Source organism: Flavobacterium sp. MFBS3-15 (assembly GCF_026107645.2).
Lineage (GTDB): Bacteria > Bacteroidota > Bacteroidia > Flavobacteriales > Flavobacteriaceae > Flavobacterium.
The window spans coordinates 72,841-88,550 of the sequence record NZ_JAPCHV010000009.1; the positions used below are offsets into that span (position 1 = coordinate 72,841).

The 15,710-nt window shown below is 45.6% G+C and carries 16 protein-coding genes; 5 read left to right on the plus strand and 11 right to left on the minus strand.

What is annotated here, in order from left to right; all coding sequences use genetic code 11:
• Window positions 1-87 precede the first annotated feature (87 nt).
• From OGH69_RS09525 to recA, 4 genes are all read right to left on the minus strand, one after another.
• Window positions 88-1,746, minus strand: a complete 1,659-nt coding sequence (locus OGH69_RS09525) for a hypothetical protein (RefSeq protein WP_265174230.1) — start codon at window positions 1,744-1,746, stop codon at window positions 88-90.
• On the minus strand, window positions 1,743-2,285 hold the full coding sequence (locus tag OGH69_RS09530; protein WP_265174231.1) for an RNA polymerase sigma factor: 543 nt from the start codon (window positions 2,283-2,285) through the stop codon (window positions 1,743-1,745). Before OGH69_RS09530 ends, OGH69_RS09525 begins: the two co-directional genes overlap by 4 nt.
• A gap of 17 nt (window positions 2,286-2,302) precedes the next feature.
• Complete coding sequence (locus OGH69_RS09535; protein WP_265174232.1) at window positions 2,303-2,671, minus strand: hypothetical protein; 369 nt, start codon at window positions 2,669-2,671, stop codon at window positions 2,303-2,305.
• A gap of 156 nt (window positions 2,672-2,827) precedes the next feature.
• On the minus strand, window positions 2,828-3,829 hold the full coding sequence (gene recA, locus OGH69_RS09540; protein WP_265174233.1) for a recombinase RecA: 1,002 nt from the start codon (window positions 3,827-3,829) through the stop codon (window positions 2,828-2,830).
• A 237-nt stretch (window positions 3,830-4,066) separates the two neighbouring features.
• On the opposite strand from recA, the gene OGH69_RS09545 reads away from it, so the two are divergent.
• Genes OGH69_RS09545 through OGH69_RS09560 form a run of 4 tightly spaced genes read left to right on the plus strand, consistent with a single transcriptional unit; the run spans window position 4,067 to window position 6,936 of the window.
• A complete protein-coding gene (locus tag OGH69_RS09545) occupies window positions 4,067-4,801 on the plus strand; it encodes a lysophospholipid acyltransferase family protein (RefSeq protein WP_265174234.1) in 735 nt (244 codons plus the stop codon).
• Between the two features lie 6 nt (window positions 4,802-4,807).
• On the plus strand, window positions 4,808-5,803 hold the full coding sequence (locus OGH69_RS09550) for an acyl-ACP desaturase (RefSeq protein WP_265174235.1): 996 nt from the start codon (window positions 4,808-4,810) through the stop codon (window positions 5,801-5,803).
• Between the two features lie 41 nt (window positions 5,804-5,844).
• Window positions 5,845-6,285 carry a hypothetical protein gene (locus OGH69_RS09555; protein ID WP_265174236.1) on the plus strand — a complete coding sequence of 147 codons (441 nt, stop codon included), beginning with the start codon at window positions 5,845-5,847 and terminating at the stop codon, window positions 6,283-6,285.
• A gap of 3 nt (window positions 6,286-6,288) precedes the next feature.
• Window positions 6,289-6,936, plus strand: coding sequence for an HD domain-containing protein (locus OGH69_RS09560; protein ID WP_265174237.1), 648 nt, complete (start codon window positions 6,289-6,291; stop codon window positions 6,934-6,936).
• A 101-nt stretch (window positions 6,937-7,037) separates the two neighbouring features.
• Here OGH69_RS09560 and OGH69_RS09565 read toward each other — a convergent pair whose 3' ends face one another.
• On the minus strand, window positions 7,038-8,525 hold the full coding sequence (locus OGH69_RS09565) for a hypothetical protein (RefSeq protein ID WP_265174238.1): 1,488 nt from the start codon (window positions 8,523-8,525) through the stop codon (window positions 7,038-7,040).
• Between the two features lie 171 nt (window positions 8,526-8,696).
• Between OGH69_RS09565 and yiaA the strand changes: the two genes are divergently transcribed.
• Window positions 8,697-9,134 carry an inner membrane protein YiaA gene (gene yiaA, locus OGH69_RS09570; protein WP_265174333.1) on the plus strand — a complete coding sequence of 146 codons (438 nt, stop codon included), beginning with the start codon at window positions 8,697-8,699 and terminating at the stop codon, window positions 9,132-9,134.
• 129 nt (window positions 9,135-9,263) lie between these two features.
• Here yiaA and OGH69_RS09575 read toward each other — a convergent pair whose 3' ends face one another.
• The 6 genes from OGH69_RS09575 to OGH69_RS09600 form a co-directional block, all read right to left on the minus strand.
• On the minus strand, window positions 9,264-10,046 hold the full coding sequence (locus tag OGH69_RS09575; protein WP_265174239.1) for an enoyl-CoA hydratase/isomerase family protein: 783 nt from the start codon (window positions 10,044-10,046) through the stop codon (window positions 9,264-9,266).
• 2 nt (window positions 10,047-10,048) lie between these two features.
• On the minus strand, window positions 10,049-11,557 hold the full coding sequence (locus tag OGH69_RS09580; protein ID WP_265174240.1) for a sensor histidine kinase: 1,509 nt from the start codon (window positions 11,555-11,557) through the stop codon (window positions 10,049-10,051).
• Window positions 11,557-12,102, minus strand: a complete 546-nt coding sequence (locus OGH69_RS09585; protein ID WP_265174241.1) for a CopD family protein — start codon at window positions 12,100-12,102, stop codon at window positions 11,557-11,559. The genes OGH69_RS09580 and OGH69_RS09585 overlap by 1 nt, the downstream gene beginning before the upstream one ends.
• Window positions 12,103-13,443, minus strand: coding sequence for an MATE family efflux transporter (locus tag OGH69_RS09590; protein ID WP_265174242.1), 1,341 nt, complete (start codon window positions 13,441-13,443; stop codon window positions 12,103-12,105).
• Entirely contained in the window at window positions 13,444-14,475 is a 1,032-nt protein-coding gene (hemH, locus tag OGH69_RS09595; protein ID WP_265174243.1) for a ferrochelatase, read from the minus strand.
• 242 nt (window positions 14,476-14,717) lie between these two features.
• Entirely contained in the window at window positions 14,718-15,590 is an 873-nt protein-coding gene (locus tag OGH69_RS09600; RefSeq protein WP_265174244.1) for a helix-turn-helix transcriptional regulator, read from the minus strand.
• Window positions 15,591-15,710: the final 120 nt, after the last annotated feature.

The following is a 15,710-nucleotide window of genomic DNA, read 5'->3' on the forward strand; positions in this document are numbered from 1 at the left end:
TTATAGATATAGGTTTTAAATTAAAAAGCGCCCCAACCGGAGCGCTTTGAGAAACTACCTAAAAAATCATTAAGCCAACCAACAGGCTTAAAAACTAAAACTTATGCCGGAGTAAAGGCCTATAAAGTAAGGCTTAAAATTGCCCGCATCCCTGCTATAGGTATTTACCTGATATTTAAATGTGGGCTCAAAATTTGCCTGGAACGATTTCCAGAAACGGTACTTGAAACCAAGGCCGATGTTGGTACTGAAGTGTACACTGTTTAGATTTTGTGCCTCGCCAACTTCAGCGCTGTATCCCTGTGTAGATATAACACTCACATTATTTTCATTAAGAAAAAGTGTACTCATCCCGCCTATTACATCTATGCCAAACTTACGGTTTACAAGTGCATAGGACATTTCAACCGGCACTTCAATATAACCGGTAGACTGTATCATTGAACCGGTAAAGGTTTGCTCATTAGTAGAAAGGCTGCTGAAACTATTTGGTATAAGTTCCACGCCAGAGCCTCCGGCTATATGGTTGACGCTTTGTACCACAATGTTGGCTTTTCTTGCGTTTGATGAGACATTACTGGTTTGTCCGGTAAGTGAAGGGCGGAATTGTACGTCATTGGTAGCATAACTCATGTTTACCGTGTTAATTCCGGAACGTATGGAAAGCCTGTCTGTTACCGCATAATTTATACCCACGCCATAGCTCAGGTCATTGTCAAAGTTTTTACTGTTCCCTGCAAACTGGCCGTCTATTGGCGAACCTTCAGACATTGAGTTAAAAAATAGCGGGGCCACCTGGGGCTTAACGTTCCACTTGCCTTTATTGCTTTCTTCAGCAACTGCTTTTTCGCCGTCTGTTTTCCCTTCTGTTTTTTCCTTCCACAGTTTCTCCAACTCATTTTCCGGCTTCAGGACAGATGATGTATCAACAGTTGTTTCAGCTACCGCCTGTTCCATAGGCATGTCTCTTTCGATGATCCCTTGTTCTTCCACCATAGTCTTTAAAGGATCCTGCGAAAGATCTCCGCGTTGGTCCTTTTCATTGCCTGTAGCAAAGGCATCATCAGTTTTGATTTTATCCCGGACACCTTGCTTGCCTGCCTTTTGTGATTTTACGTTAGATCCATTGTTGCTTGTGGAGCTATTATCCGGGCCATTACTGTAGGCTAAAGCACCATTACCCTGAACATGATTTTGCTGAATACGTTTCCTTTTCTCGCCGTTAAAATTTCGGTGGCCTTTAGTATTGCTGCGCCCGGAATTGCCTTCATGTGCAACCGCTTCTCCTTTGGCATTAAAACGAACACCGCGTTTAACTGGGATGTCCGATTTTCTTGTTGGACCTTCAACTCCTTCCGAAGGATGGCGTTTATCGTTGTTTGCGTCGCTTCCTTCTTCCGATGCTACCGCTGAATTCTGGCTGTTTATTATAGTACTGTCAACTATGATAATTCCATTGTTTGGGATAGGGTTGTCTGTTGGTATAATGCGTTTTGTCCCTTCTTTTTCAATAACAACCGGATTTTTGTTGGTATCGATACCGTTAAAATAAGGCATCGTAAGCACCGAGCCGATAATCAGCACGGCAGCAACACCCGAAAGTTTTATCCACAGTGGAATAACCCTTCGTTTTTTCTTTTCCCGGAGTTTCTCCTCGATGTTTTCCCAAACAAACTCAGGAGGCGTTATTTCAAAGTCCTTAAACTTTTCCTGAAATAACCTGTCTATGTTTTTTTTGTCATTCATTTTGCTGTAGGTATGCTTGTTCCCTGCTGCGCTTCAATCTTTTCTTTCAATATCATCCTTGCCCTTGCCAGGTTGGATTTAGAGGTGCCATCGGTAATTCCCAGCATCTCGGCAATTTCCTTGTGTGAATAACCATCGATGACATACAGGTTAAATACCATTCTGTACCTGTCCGGCAATGCCTGGATTATCGAAACCAGGAAATCCATGCTGATGTCATCTGCTTCAAGTTCCACTTCTGCCTCTTCAGGCAGGTTTTCACTTACTATTTCAAATATCCCTTCGGTGCGGTAGCGCTGCAATACATTATTTACCATCACCCTTTTGGCCCAGCCTTCAAAGGAACCTTTGAACTGGTACTGTGCTATTTTTCTAAATATTAGCAGGAAGCCGTCCTGCAGGTTATCTTGTGCGTCCTCATAATTGCGCGAGTACTTGAGGCATACCGAAAACAACTTTGGGGCCAGTAGCCTGTACAATTGTTCCTGAGCCTTTATGCTGTCCCGCTGGCAATCTTTTATGATTTCGTCTAACCCCAATGGCTTTCATTCATTTTTTATTGTTGAACCGGTATCTCCACCTCCATGAATTCCTGGTCTCCGTTTGTATTCTCTCCTTTGTAAAACTTAAAGTGATACGAGCTTTCGGTATACAACGGCGAACACGTAACCTGGAATGTTCCTTCTTCCGGAACCAAAGTATCAATAGCCTTGCAGTCGGCATCGCGTATTACGAGTGCCTGTACCGCAACAATATGCGCATTGCCATCAGGCTCATAGTAAAAACCGTCAAAATAATAGCAATCAGTAGGCCTGTTGTATTTAATTTTAAAATCATACGTTTGTCCCGGCTGCATATATTCAGGCACTTCAACTGCCACAGCAGGCAGGAATGCAATGTCAAATTTTACCCTGTCTTCTTCCATTGAACAAGATGATATAAGACAAATTACGCCGAGCAACAACAAAATCTTTTTCATAAATCGTTTCTAAAATAAATTCACTTATTCCAATAGATGCACAAACTCAGGAAAGGTTGCGTATTTCAATAAAAAAACCCGAACAATCGGGTTTTAAATGTACTACATATTTTCTTTGATGATCTCCTTTATTTTGATTTCCAGTTCATCAGCGAGTTCCGGGTTGTCTTTGATGAGTGCCTTAACAGCGTCGCGGCCCTGCCCCAGTTTTGTATCGCCATAGCTGAACCAGGATCCCGATTTCTTGATAATCTCAAATTCTACAGCCAAATCAAGTATTTCCCCCGTCTTGGAAACCCCTTCGCCATACATGATGTCAAATTCGGCAGTCTTGAACGGCGGTGCCACCTTGTTTTTCACGATTTTCACCTTAGTACGGTTGCCAATTACATTCTCACCGTCTTTTATCTGGGAGGCGCGACGGATGTCGATGCGTACAGAGGCATAAAATTTCAGTGCATTACCACCGGTGGTAGTCTCAGGATTACCAAACATTACACCGATCTTCTCTCGAAGCTGATTGATGAAGAATACCGTACAGTTGGTTTTGCTTATGGTGGCCGTAAGCTTTCTTAGTGCCTGGCTCATGAGGCGTGCATGGAGCCCCATTTTAGAATCGCCCATTTCCCCTTCTATCTCGCTCTTTGGCGTTAATGCAGCCACCGAGTCAATAACCACAATGTCGATTGCGCCTGAACGGATTAGGTTTTCGGCAATTTCAAGCGCTTGTTCACCATTATCCGGCTGCGAAATGATAAGATTCTCTACATCCACATTGAGTTTTTCGGCATAGCTGCGGTCAAAAGCATGCTCAGCATCGATGAATGCGGCAATGCCACCTGCTTTTTGTGCTTCGGCAATGGCATGAAGCGTAAGGGTTGTTTTACCCGACGATTCCGGACCGTAAATTTCTATTATCCTGCCGCGCGGGTAGCCGTTTACACCAAGGGCAAGGTCTACACCAAGAGATCCCGAGGGTATCGATTCTACTTCTTCAACAGCCTGGTCACCCAGCTTCATTACGGTGCCTTTACCATAGGCTTTGTCCAGTTTATCTAATGTTAGCTGTAATGCTTTTAGTTTTGCTTCTTTATCTCCGTTCATTGTTATAGATATATGATGTAAAAGTAATTCTTTTTTTGATGGCGTAAATATAAGAATATTTTCAAACAAAGTAATGCTTTAGTAGATTTTTTTACATCTTTTTTTAATTCTTTCAAACTACCTTCCTTTTTGGATATAAAAAATGTGATCTTCATCACTCCGCTATGCCTGCATACTAAAACTTTTTCGTATTCCACAAAAAGGGATTACTTTTACGGGAATTTTTTAAAACCATAAATGGAAAAGATATTATCCTATCCGTTATCCATAATTTTCTATTTGGCATTTTTAATAATGCTGCTCATTTTCCATCCTGTACAATGGGTATGCCTGAACGTATTTGGTTACCAGGCACACAAAAAAAGTGTCGACCTTCTTAACGGCTGCCTCGTGCGAACCACACATATATTGGGCACTACATATAACATACAGCATTTGGAACGCCTTCCGCAGGGAGTGCCGCTCATCATAGTGGCCAACCACCAAAGCATGTATGACATACCGCCAATAATATGGTTCATGCGCAAGGTTCACCCAAAATTCATCAGTAAAAAAGAGTTAGGCAAGGGCATTCCAAGTGTGTCATACAACCTTCGCCATGGCGGAAGCGTTTTGATAGACCGCAAAGACCCCAAGCAGGCCTTACCTGCCATTAAACAGATGGGCGAATACATTCAGAAACACAACCGTTCGGCAGTTATTTTCCCTGAAGGGACAAGGAGCAAGACAGGAGTGCCGAAGCGCTTTTCCGAAAACGGTCTTAAAATACTTTGTAAATACGCCCCTTCTGCGTATATTGTACCGGTTAGCATCAACAACTCATGGAAGTTGGTGCGTTTCGGGCAGTTCCCGTTAGGATTGGGGAACCGGCTGACTTTCACGGTACAGGAACCTTTTGCTATTAAAGATATTCCGTTTGCTGAAGTGATGGAGCGGACAGAGAATGCAGTAATAAAAGGAATAAAAAATTAAGATACTATGTCTACACACAATGTAAGGCTTGAGGTGATGCAATTGCTCGAAAAGGACATCAACACTTTTGTTGATGAATACCTCATTCCGGTAGAAAAGATATGGCAGCCCAGCGACCTGCTGCCCGACCCGCAAAGCGAAAGCTTTCATGAAGACCTGAAGGAACTGCAGGAAATTGCAAAAGACCTTCCATACGACTTTTGGGTGGTAATGGTGGGCGACACCATAACCGAAGAAGCCCTGCCTACCTACGAATCGTGGCTGATGACCGTAGAAGGCATTAACCAGGTAGACGAAGGCGGCAACGGATGGTCTAAATGGGTACGGAGCTGGACAGGTGAAGAAAACCGCCATGGCGATGTGCTCAACAAATACCTGTATCTTTCGGGCCGTGTGAACATGCGCGAGGTGGAAATGACTACGCAGCATCTTATCAACGACGGTTTCGATATTGGTACCGACCGTGACCCGTACAAAAATTTTGTATATACCAGCTTTCAGGAACTTGCCACCTATATATCGCACAACCGTGTATCACAACTGGCGAAGAAATACGGCGACAACAAGTTATCTAAAACCTGCAGACTCATTGCGGGCGACGAGATGCGCCACCACATGGCTTACAGCGAATTCATCAACCGTATTTTCCAGGTAGATCCAAGCGAAATGATGCTGGCCTTCCAGTACATGATGAAGCAGAAGATCGTTATGCCGGCACACTTCCTAAGGGAATCAGGCCAAAAAATTGGGGAAGCTTTTGAGCAATTCTCGGATTCGGCACAGCGCATTGGGGTATATACTGCAATGGATTATGTAGATATCCTGCGTAAGCTTATTGAAAAATGGCAGATCGACAAGATCGATGGGCTTACCGCCGAGGCCGAAAAAGCCCGCGACTTCCTGATGAAGCTCCCTGACCGTATGGCACGGATATCCGAAAGGCTTGTAATCCCTGAAGAATCGCATATATTCAAGTGGGTAACACCTGCGTTGGTAAAATAATAATGAAGCTGCTTTAGGGCAGCTTTTTTTACCTAACGAAAATGAAAAAAATTCTAATCGTTTTAATCGTAATCTTTATTGCCGGCTGCAGTAACATTCACACCAGTCATGGAGATGAAGCCGAAGATATAGCAGGGTTTATAAATCTTAAAGACTATAAGCCTAAGCGGGTTGAATATGAATTAACAAAGATTGGTGATGACAGATTAGGGCCTGCGGATTATACATTGCAGGCAGTTGCTTACTTTGATCCCGGAACTTTTGAAAAACTAAAGTCTGATTGCCAAAGCGATGAAAACTTAAACCAATTTTTTAACAGCAATACGTTTATGTTTGAATGGCTGCCACAAGAGATAAAAGAAGAGTTAGTTACGAATAAACAAAATGTGAAGTCTTACACAAATACTAAAATAAGCGCCAATCCAAATTGCGAAGTATGCTTTTTGGATAATAAGATTTTAATTTACTACTTTACAAATTAGCCCATGACCAACCTTGTAGACATCACGATAGCCTTTGTAAAAGCACAGCTTGCACACGCAGAGGGCGGCCATGACTGGTTCCACATTGAGCGGGTGTATAACAACGCTATGAACATTGCCAAAGGTGAGGACTGCGATCTGTTGGTTGTCCAGCTGGGTGCGCTGCTTCACGACATTGCAGACAGCAAGTTCCACGATGGGGATGAAACCGTGGGGCCAACGCTGGCCTGGCGGTTCCTTTCGGCGCAGGGCTTGGCTGAGGAAACGATCATCCATGTGGTAAATATCATTGAGAACATCTCATTCAAGGGTGGCAACTTCGAGAAGAAATTCGATTCCATTGAGCTGAATATCGTTCAGGATGCCGACAGGCTCGACGCATTGGGAGCCATAGGGATTGCAAGGGCTTTCAACTACGGCGGGTTTAAAAACCGGGCGTTGTACGACCCTGCCATTGCACCTAACCTCCACATGGATAAAGAGGAATATAAAAAAACCACTGCGCCTACCATCAACCATTTTTACGAAAAACTGTTACTGCTCAAAGACCGCATGAATACCCCAACCGGAAAACAGATAGCAGAAAGCCGCCATAATTACATGGAAGGCTTTTTAGAACAGTTTTACGGGGAATGGAAGGGGGAACGATAATTACAATTTGCAATTATTCAGTTTCGCTCTGTTCCATTTTGACCAGCGGGAGAAATCCCGATGATAAAGGGATTTCTCCCGCTGGTCAAAATGGAAAGGCGTTATCCTATCATTCCTAACATCACCTCATACACCTGCTTTTTATCCGCCTTTGCTATGAGCCACGCCATAAAGCTGAGCACAAAAATATCTTCCTTACCATCATCTGTCCTCAGGCTGTATATCCCTTTAATAAAATCCGGGTGTGTAAGGATCTCAGGCCTCATTAGGTAACGCTCCACCAATTGCGCATAGGCAAAAACCCGTTCTTCTTTGATGTCAAGCAAGTACTTTTTATAGCGCCGCTTAAAGCTTTTCAGGAGGGACAGGGCCACCTCGGTGTTATCAAATTGCGCATGGGCCAATATTTCTGCAAGTGCCTTTTTTATCGTCCAGTCCATCCCCATTTTCTTTTCGTACCACGCATTGGTATGGGCAAAGAGTTTGAGGTGCCTCAGTGCGGCTCTGTCATGCTGCTGCACGCAAATGATCGCCGCACACATCCGAAGGTCGTTTACATCTACAGGATCCGACTTGGCCGTTACACCTTTCAGGGCTTTTTCGGTTATGTGCAGTGCATCTTGCCATGCGCCGGAGTAATTCTCATTCAGTGCCAGTAATAACGAATGCCGCAATGTAAAACGGCCATGGTATTTGGCCGACTGTTTTTGCATCTGGCCGTACATCTTGTCAAGGTACTCCTTTGATTCGGCAAACCTGTGGTTCCGGAAATGCATGTTTGCCAGCAGGTACAATATGTAAATGTGGTAGTACAGCTGACCTTCGGTCCTGTCCTCCTTTGCAGCTATGAAGGCATAGCTCTTTTCAGTGAAAGGCTCGACAAGGCTGAAGTCGCTGTTCATGGAGGCATATTCATTGGAGATAAAAAGTATCTGGTACAGCGATTTGAAGGAAAGTATATCGTCCAGCGAAATGCCCTGTGCCTGCATTACACCTTTTACTAACGACCGGAAATCAACTACTTTGCCCCTGTGGTATATTTCCGCCAGTTCCCTGCGGAGCAGCGCATAGACCATATTGAGATTTTCCTCCATTTCCATACGGCTGCGGTTAATTTTATATTTTTCAATTACCTCTTGTATAGACAGCGCTGCACTAAAGTGGGCATATTGCGCCTGCAACTGGTAAACTTCATTTAGCAGGCTGAAGTGATCCAGATTAAGGGCTTTTGCTTCGGCTTTTGCCAGGCATTTAAAGGCGGCTTTGTAGAGCTTGTGCTCAAAAAACAGGCGACTTACCACAATTAGGCGCAATACCTCATGGGTCTCGGAGGTGCCTTTCTCAAACGCGCGGTTGGCCATAAAATCGACCAGCGTATCGTACAGCCTTTTGCGCAGGGCATGGTAGGCATCGCGGTTGGCTTTCCCTGCAACAAATTTTCCTTCAATGTTTATATCATCAGTTTCAATCATTTTGAACAGGCGGACATTTTGTACATCACCACGCTTGTTCCGGCTACGTAAATGTGCTTTGAATGATTGTTTTTCTTCTGATGTCATTAATGACACGATATCATTGAGGCTGTTCATGGCATTTTATAAAAGATGTAAAGATATCTAAATTCATAATTTATATCATCAGTTTTATAATGAAATTGATTTTCAGGGCTTTTTGTTTTAACGGAGATTTGCCCTCATAATTTTTAACCAAGATAAATTATGGAACCGCTAAAACCACAGGAAGCAACAACTTCCGAAACCATGAAAAAAGAAACTATTGCCAATGGGATAATGACCCTCAAGCCAAGCCCTGCCTTTGTGGGTGCCTCCTGGATGGCGCTGCTCATCGGGATGACGGCCTTCTGCATCGGCCTGTTCAATGCCGAAATGGAGCTGAACGAGAAAGGGTACTATTTTACCATCCTGCTTTTCGGGCTGTTCTCGGTAATCTCGGTGCAAAAAAGCGTACGCGACCGGATGGAGGGCATACCGGTAACCGACCTATACTATGGCATCAGCTGGTTTACCACCATCGCCGCCGTGGTATTGCTAATCGTAGGCCTTTGGAATGCCGACCTGTTCCTGAGCGAAAAAGGCTTCTTCGGGATGGCCTTCACACTGAGCCTTTTTGCCGCGATAGCCGTACAGAAAAACACCCGCGACCTTAAACAGGCCGAAGCCCAAATACATAACGCTTAGCGGTGCCCCATGCTTTCCCGCCACGGCGGGGAGGTGAGGGGTTTTCATCCTCTAAAAATTAATTGCCTTAAATAATAAAAGCCGGGACTTAGCAAAGTCCCGGCTTTATAGTTATTCTTCCCATGAAGATTAAGCCCCCGGGAATTCTGCTTTCCTTTTTTCCAAAAACGCTGTAGTTCCTTCTTTAAAATCGGCAGTACCGAAAGATTCGCCAAAAGCGCGTATCTCGGTGTTGTAGCCATTCGTGCCATCTTCATAATTGGCATTGATAGCCTTTATCGCATTGGCAATAGCTACCGATGAGTTCTTCATTATTTTACCTCCAATGCCTTTACAAAAGTCTAAAAGTTCGGCTTGGGGCACTACGTGGTTTACCAATCCATAAGCTTTCGCATCTTCGGCATTTACCATTCCGGCAGTCATGATCATTTCCATCGCACGGCCTTTGCCCACCAGCTGCGGGAGGCGCTGCGTACCGCCATAGCCCGGTATTACACCCAGCGATACTTCCGGAAGTCCCATCTTGGCATTGTCGCTTGCTATGCGGAAGTGTGCTGCCATGGCCAGTTCGAGTCCGCCTCCCAGGGCAAAACCATTTACTGCAGCAATAACGGGCGTGCCAAGGTTCTGCACAAGGTCAAAAAGCAATTCCTGCCCAAGGGCGGCCAGCTTTTCGCCTTCTTCCACGTTGAAGTCGGCAAACTCGGCAATGTCGGCGCCGGCCACAAAAGCCTTCTCGCCGCTGCCGGTCACAATGATCACTTTCACTTCTTTGTCGGCATCAAGTGCCTTGAAAGCTTCGTGCAGGTCAACAATAGTTGCTTTGTTCAGCGCATTGAGCTTAGCAGGCCTGTTGATGGTTATTACGCCTATGCCGTTTTCTTTTTCGGCCAGTATGTTTTCGTAATTCATGGTTATATCGTTTTGTCGTTTGTTTCCATTTCGTTTCCTTCGGGACGGGTAATGGGCAACTGTACCAAAAAGGTTGTTCCCTGTCCCTGCTCACTCTCAAAAGTTATGGTGCCGTGGTAATTTTCCACAATATTCTTTATGATTCCGAGCCCAAGCCCCATGCCGCTGGTTTTGGTGGTGAACTTCGGCTCAAAAATACGGTTTTTGTTTTCTATCGTAATCCCTTTGCCATTATCTTTTACGCTGATCATTGCTTTGTCGCAATCGCGGTACACGCGTACGCCGACCATCGGGTTGGGTTCGTTTTCTTCAATGGCCTGTGTCGCGTTCTTAACCAGGTTGGTGATAATTCGGATAAGCTGCGTGCGGTCCATGCGGGTTATGATATAGGGCTCATCGCTGTGGAATGTTATGTAGGGCTCATTAAATATTTCCAAAGCCAACTGCACGATCTTTACTACGTTTAGGGTTTCGTTCTGCTGTGCAGGCATGGAGGCAAAACTCGAGAATGCCGATGCCACCGCGCTCATGGTATCGATCTGCTGGATGAGCGTTTTGGAATATTCGTCCAGCTTCTGCCTGATGTTGGGGGCTTCCGGATCAAACTTGCGCTGAAAGCTCTGCACGGTAAGGCGCATGGGCGTAAGCGGGTTCTTGATTTCGTGGGCAACCTGTTTCGCCATTTCGCGCCAAGCCTGTTCGCGTTCGCTTTGTGCGAGCTTGGTCGCGCTTTCGTCGAGGTCATCTACAAGGTTATTGTAGGCGTCTACCAGCAAGCTTATTTCCTGGGGGGAGTCGCCCATGTCAATTTTCGCATTCTCCTCATTCAGGCGGGTCTCCTTAATGCGCTCGCTGATTTCCTTAATCGACTTGGTAATGTAGCTCGAAAGGAAGTAGGCAATGATTATCGAAATGAAAAGCATGAATGAATATACCTGCACAAAGCGCCACATGAAGTTGTTGGTCTCTTTTTTATAGTAACCGTCATCTTCAATGTATGGCAGGTTCAGGATGCCGAGCGGCTTAAACTTGTTATCCTTAATGTAGCTGTAGGCAGACCGGTATGTTTTCCCTCCATACGATTTATGGTCCACATAGCGTTTTTCGGCAGTTGAGCGCAGGACCTTCAGTATCGTTGGTGAAATGGTATTGTTGATAGTGTCGACAGAAAAGGCGGCTTTGGATGATTTTAGCAGATGGCCGTTGAGGTCATAAATATTGATCTCCATGCCGTGGATGTTGGCCAGCTCGTGGATGCGTTCCCGGAAGATGAGCGGGAGGTTTTCGGCCGTCATGGGATAAGTTGTGGTCGACAGCACGTAGTTCATGTGCTCAGTAATGGCAATCTCTTTTCGTTCCAACCGCTCCTGGTGGTAATCTCTCGCTTCTTTTTTAAACTGGTAAATGGCCACTATGGCAATCAGGAACGATGCAATGAGCGTAACAAGGATCATCGACATAAATATCCTTGTACGGAGTGACCATCGTTTTATTTTAAAGCGTTCCTTCATCAGGAGTTGTTCTTTTCGCGAATGCGTTTGTAAAATTTATAGCCCAACATCAGCAAAATGCTGAAAAGGATAATACCTACCACACCAAATATCCAGTTGACAGCATTTTTCAATATCACTAAAAACACTACAGCAAACAGTATGATGGTCGCACCTTCGTTCCAAAGCCTCATAAAGCCTGTGGTATGGCGTACCTCGCCGCGCTGCAATTGCTTAAAGATTTGGTGGCATTTCAAATGGTACAGGAACAACAGCAATACGAATGCCAGTTTTACGTGCATCCACGATTCATTGAGCCAACCCGGCATCATAACAAGCAGCGTTACGGCAAAAACAGTCGCCAAAATTGCCGACGGCCATGTGATGATGTACCACAGGCGGTAGCTCATCAGCTGGTATTGCTTTGTGAGGATTTCTTTTTCCGGCGAGGGCTTATCGTTCGCCTCAATATGGTATACGAACAGCCGCACAATGTAAAATAGCCCGGCAAACCAGGTGATCACAAAAATGAGGTGCAGGGATTTTATGTAGTTGTAGTATTCCATTTAATTTGATTTGAGTTCTGTTTGCATCTCCTTCTTAAGGAACACTCCTGTCACGATCGTGGAAAGCACATCGGCAATGGGGAACGCCGCCCATACCCCGAAGATACCAAAAAAATGCGGTAAGATGAGTACAAGTGGAATCAGGAAGAAACCCTGCTTGCTCAGCGTAAGCAGCAATGCCTTGGTGGCCTTGCCCGCCGCCTGGAAATAAGCCGCACCTATCAGCTGCACCGCAATAATGGGCGATGCCGCAAACACCCACCGCAATGCCCCCGGCGTATCGCGTATCACTTCCGGGTCGGTAGTGAAAACTGATGTTATAGGCTTGGCAAAAACAAGTATTACGACAAATATCAATATCGCCAGCCCGCCGGCGTATTTTATGGAGGTGAAGATGGTTTCGCGCACACGGCCATAATTGCCTGCACCGTAGTTGTAGCCCGCGATAGGAAGGAAGCCCTGCGTGATACCCAGTACGGGAAAAAGCGCAAACATCAGCATACGGCTGATAATGCCATATACCGTAACGGCATGCTCCCCTCCAAAGGAAAAGAGCGTGTGGTTAAGCAACACCGCCAGCACACTGATGACACCCTGCCGCGCAAAGGTGACAAAACTAAGGGAAGTGATCTCTCCTGCGATTTTTTTATGCCAAGCAAAGTTTTTCCAAATAAGTCGCAATTCACTTTTAAAAGCGAAGAACCATGCAATATACAGGAAGCACGCAAAGAAGGACAACGCGGTAGCCAGTGCCGCCCCGAAGATGCCCATGTCGAGGATATTGATGAAAAGGATATCAAAAAGGATATTGGCTACTGCCGAAACAATCATTGATACCATGGAATGCCGCGATTTGTCTTCTGCGCGAATTACTGTATTGCCCATCATGCACAGGGCCTGGAACGGTACTGCCAGCAATATGGGCAGGAAAAATGCTGTAGCGGGCTCTTTTATATCGCCATTTGCCCCGAAGGCATACAATATTTCATCGCCAAAAAACAACCCTAAAATAACAAACAGCGATGACAGCCCAAAGGTCATCATGATCTGGTGGGCAAAAGTATTCAGTGCTTTTTCTTTATCGCCTCCACCTAACGCCCGGGAGAGTACCGAACTACCACCGGTGCCTACAGCCAAACCGATTGCAGAAATAAAGAAAGTGATTGGCATTACCACAGATAGTGCGGCAATGGCCAAAGAACCAATCCAACGGCCCACAAAAACAGCGTCGATAAGCACGTTCACAGTCATGAACAAAATGCCTATCGACGCGGGTACGGATTGTTTTATGAGTAATCCGCGTATATCTTTTTTTGCAAGCTCCTGATTGGATAATTCCATTTAGCTTACCGGTATTTCCGCATTAGCCCATTCGTTTATCCAGTTGGCTACTACATTTACCCATTCATCATTGTCATTCAGGCACGGTATGGCATGGAAGCTCTTGCCACCATGTTCTTCAAACTCCTCTTTGGCGCGCATTGCGATCTCTTCGAGTGTTTCAAGGCAATCAGCCACAAAGGCGGGTGTTACCACAGCGAGGTTTTTAATGCCTTGCTCCGGCATCTTGTTGATTTCAACATCGGTATAAGGCTCAAGCCACTTGTCACCCGCAAGGCGCGACTGGAAAGTGAGTGAGTATTTATCTTCAGGAAGGCCAAGCTCTTTTACTACAAGCCTTGTCGTTTCATAACACTGGTGGCGGTAGCAGAACTTATGCGCTGCCGACGGCGTTACACAGCAAGTGCCATCGATCTTACAGTGCGATTTGGTTACATCTGTTTTGCGAATGTGGCGCTCAGGGATGCCGTGGTAAGAGAACAGCAGGTGGTCATACTCAAATCCTTCCAATGACTGCTTTATCGAATCCGCGAGTACCTTTATATAATCAGGCTTATCATAAAACGCAGGGACATCTGTAAAGGTCATCTGCGGGAATTTCTTCTTCCTTATCTCCTCTGCCAAAACAAGTATGGTCAGGGTCGATGCCATGGCATACTGCGGGTAGAGTGGGAACAGCAGCACTTCGGTCACGCCTTTGTCGGCAAGTTCCTGAAGTCCTGTTTCAATAGAAGGTTTGCCGTAACGCATGGATAATACCACCGGCAATTCGGTTTTCTGCTTTACTTTTTTGTGCATCCTTTGAGAAAGCACGATAAGTGGGGAGCCCTCTTCCCACCATATTTTTTTATAGGCTTCCGCCGATGCCTCAGGCCTTTTGCGCAGTATGATACCGCGTACCAGCAACGCCCTTAAGAGGAATGGTACATCAATCACATACTTATCCATCAGGAACTGGTCCAGATAGGGTTTTACATCTTTTGGCTCCGGACTGTCCGGTGAGCCGAGATTTACTAATAGTACTCCTTTCATTTGTTTGTTTATTTGTTTTGCCTGGCAAGGTGTATCAAAAACCGTGCGGTTTATTCAGGTTATATAAGCTTACTCATGCTCAGGTCCTCACCCCGGCCCTCTCAGGTTGCTTCGTCATTCTTCCTCGCAATGACAAGAGGTGACGGAACGTCCTGACTCGAGCGGCTTATGGGATTGAGTAAGCACGTGCCCCCCGTTGTTGCTCCCCTCTCCTTTGGAGAGGGGTCGGGGGAGAGGACTAACTACACCCTCTCGTTAATACTCATCAAATACTTCTTCGGCGTAGTGCCAAATTTCTTCCGGAAGGCCGCTATAAAGTGGCTTGCCGTGCTGTAGCCTATCTTCAGGCCCACTTCGTTCACATTATACGACCCGCTGTCGAGCAGTTTCCTTGCATAGTCCATTTTATAGTCGAACAGGAAGCTGTACACACTGTCGCCGTAGATTTGGCGGAAGCCCATTTTTAACTTCTTCAGGTTGATGCCCACCTGGTCGGCCAGTTCCTGCAGCCCGGGCGGTTCGGCCATATTGGCGATTACGATGTCCTTGGCCTTGCGTATCTTCATCACGTTCTCTTCATCTACCAGGAACGGGCAGGCCTCGGTGTTGGCATCTTCGGCACGGTTGAAATAGAGGCTAAGCAGTTCGTAGACCTTACCCTTAAAATACAATTTCTTTATGGACGGGTGCAGGTTAAAATGGAACAGTTGGCTCAGCACGACCGACATTGCCGGATTGGTCTTTTCGTCCTTATAATATTTTTTGTCGATGTTCTCGGGGCTAAGGAACGGGATATGGTCGGCCTGGTCGGAAAAAAATCCGTGGAACTTTTTAATGGAAATAAGCACCGAAACCACCCAGCTGTGCGGCGCGATCTCAAGGTGTACCGGCAGCTCCTTCTGGGGGTTGAACAGGAATAACGACAGTTCTTCCCGAAGGTCGAGCGCATAACGGCCCTGGTTGAATATGAATTTGGCCCTGCCCTTAAGCCCGAAGTGGAACTGTATCATGTCTACATCCACTTCCCTTTCAAAATGGGTAGCCTCATCACGGTTGTTCTCAAACCGCAGCACATAAAAACCATCTTCTATCATTACTTCCTCATGGGAACCCATAGCGATATTTTTTTAGACGCTATTGCAAAAACACGACACCGCTTTATTTAGAATTGTTCTAAACTAAATTTTCGCAAAGCATTGATTTCACCACAAATTTAGCGTTTTTAGCCATAAAAA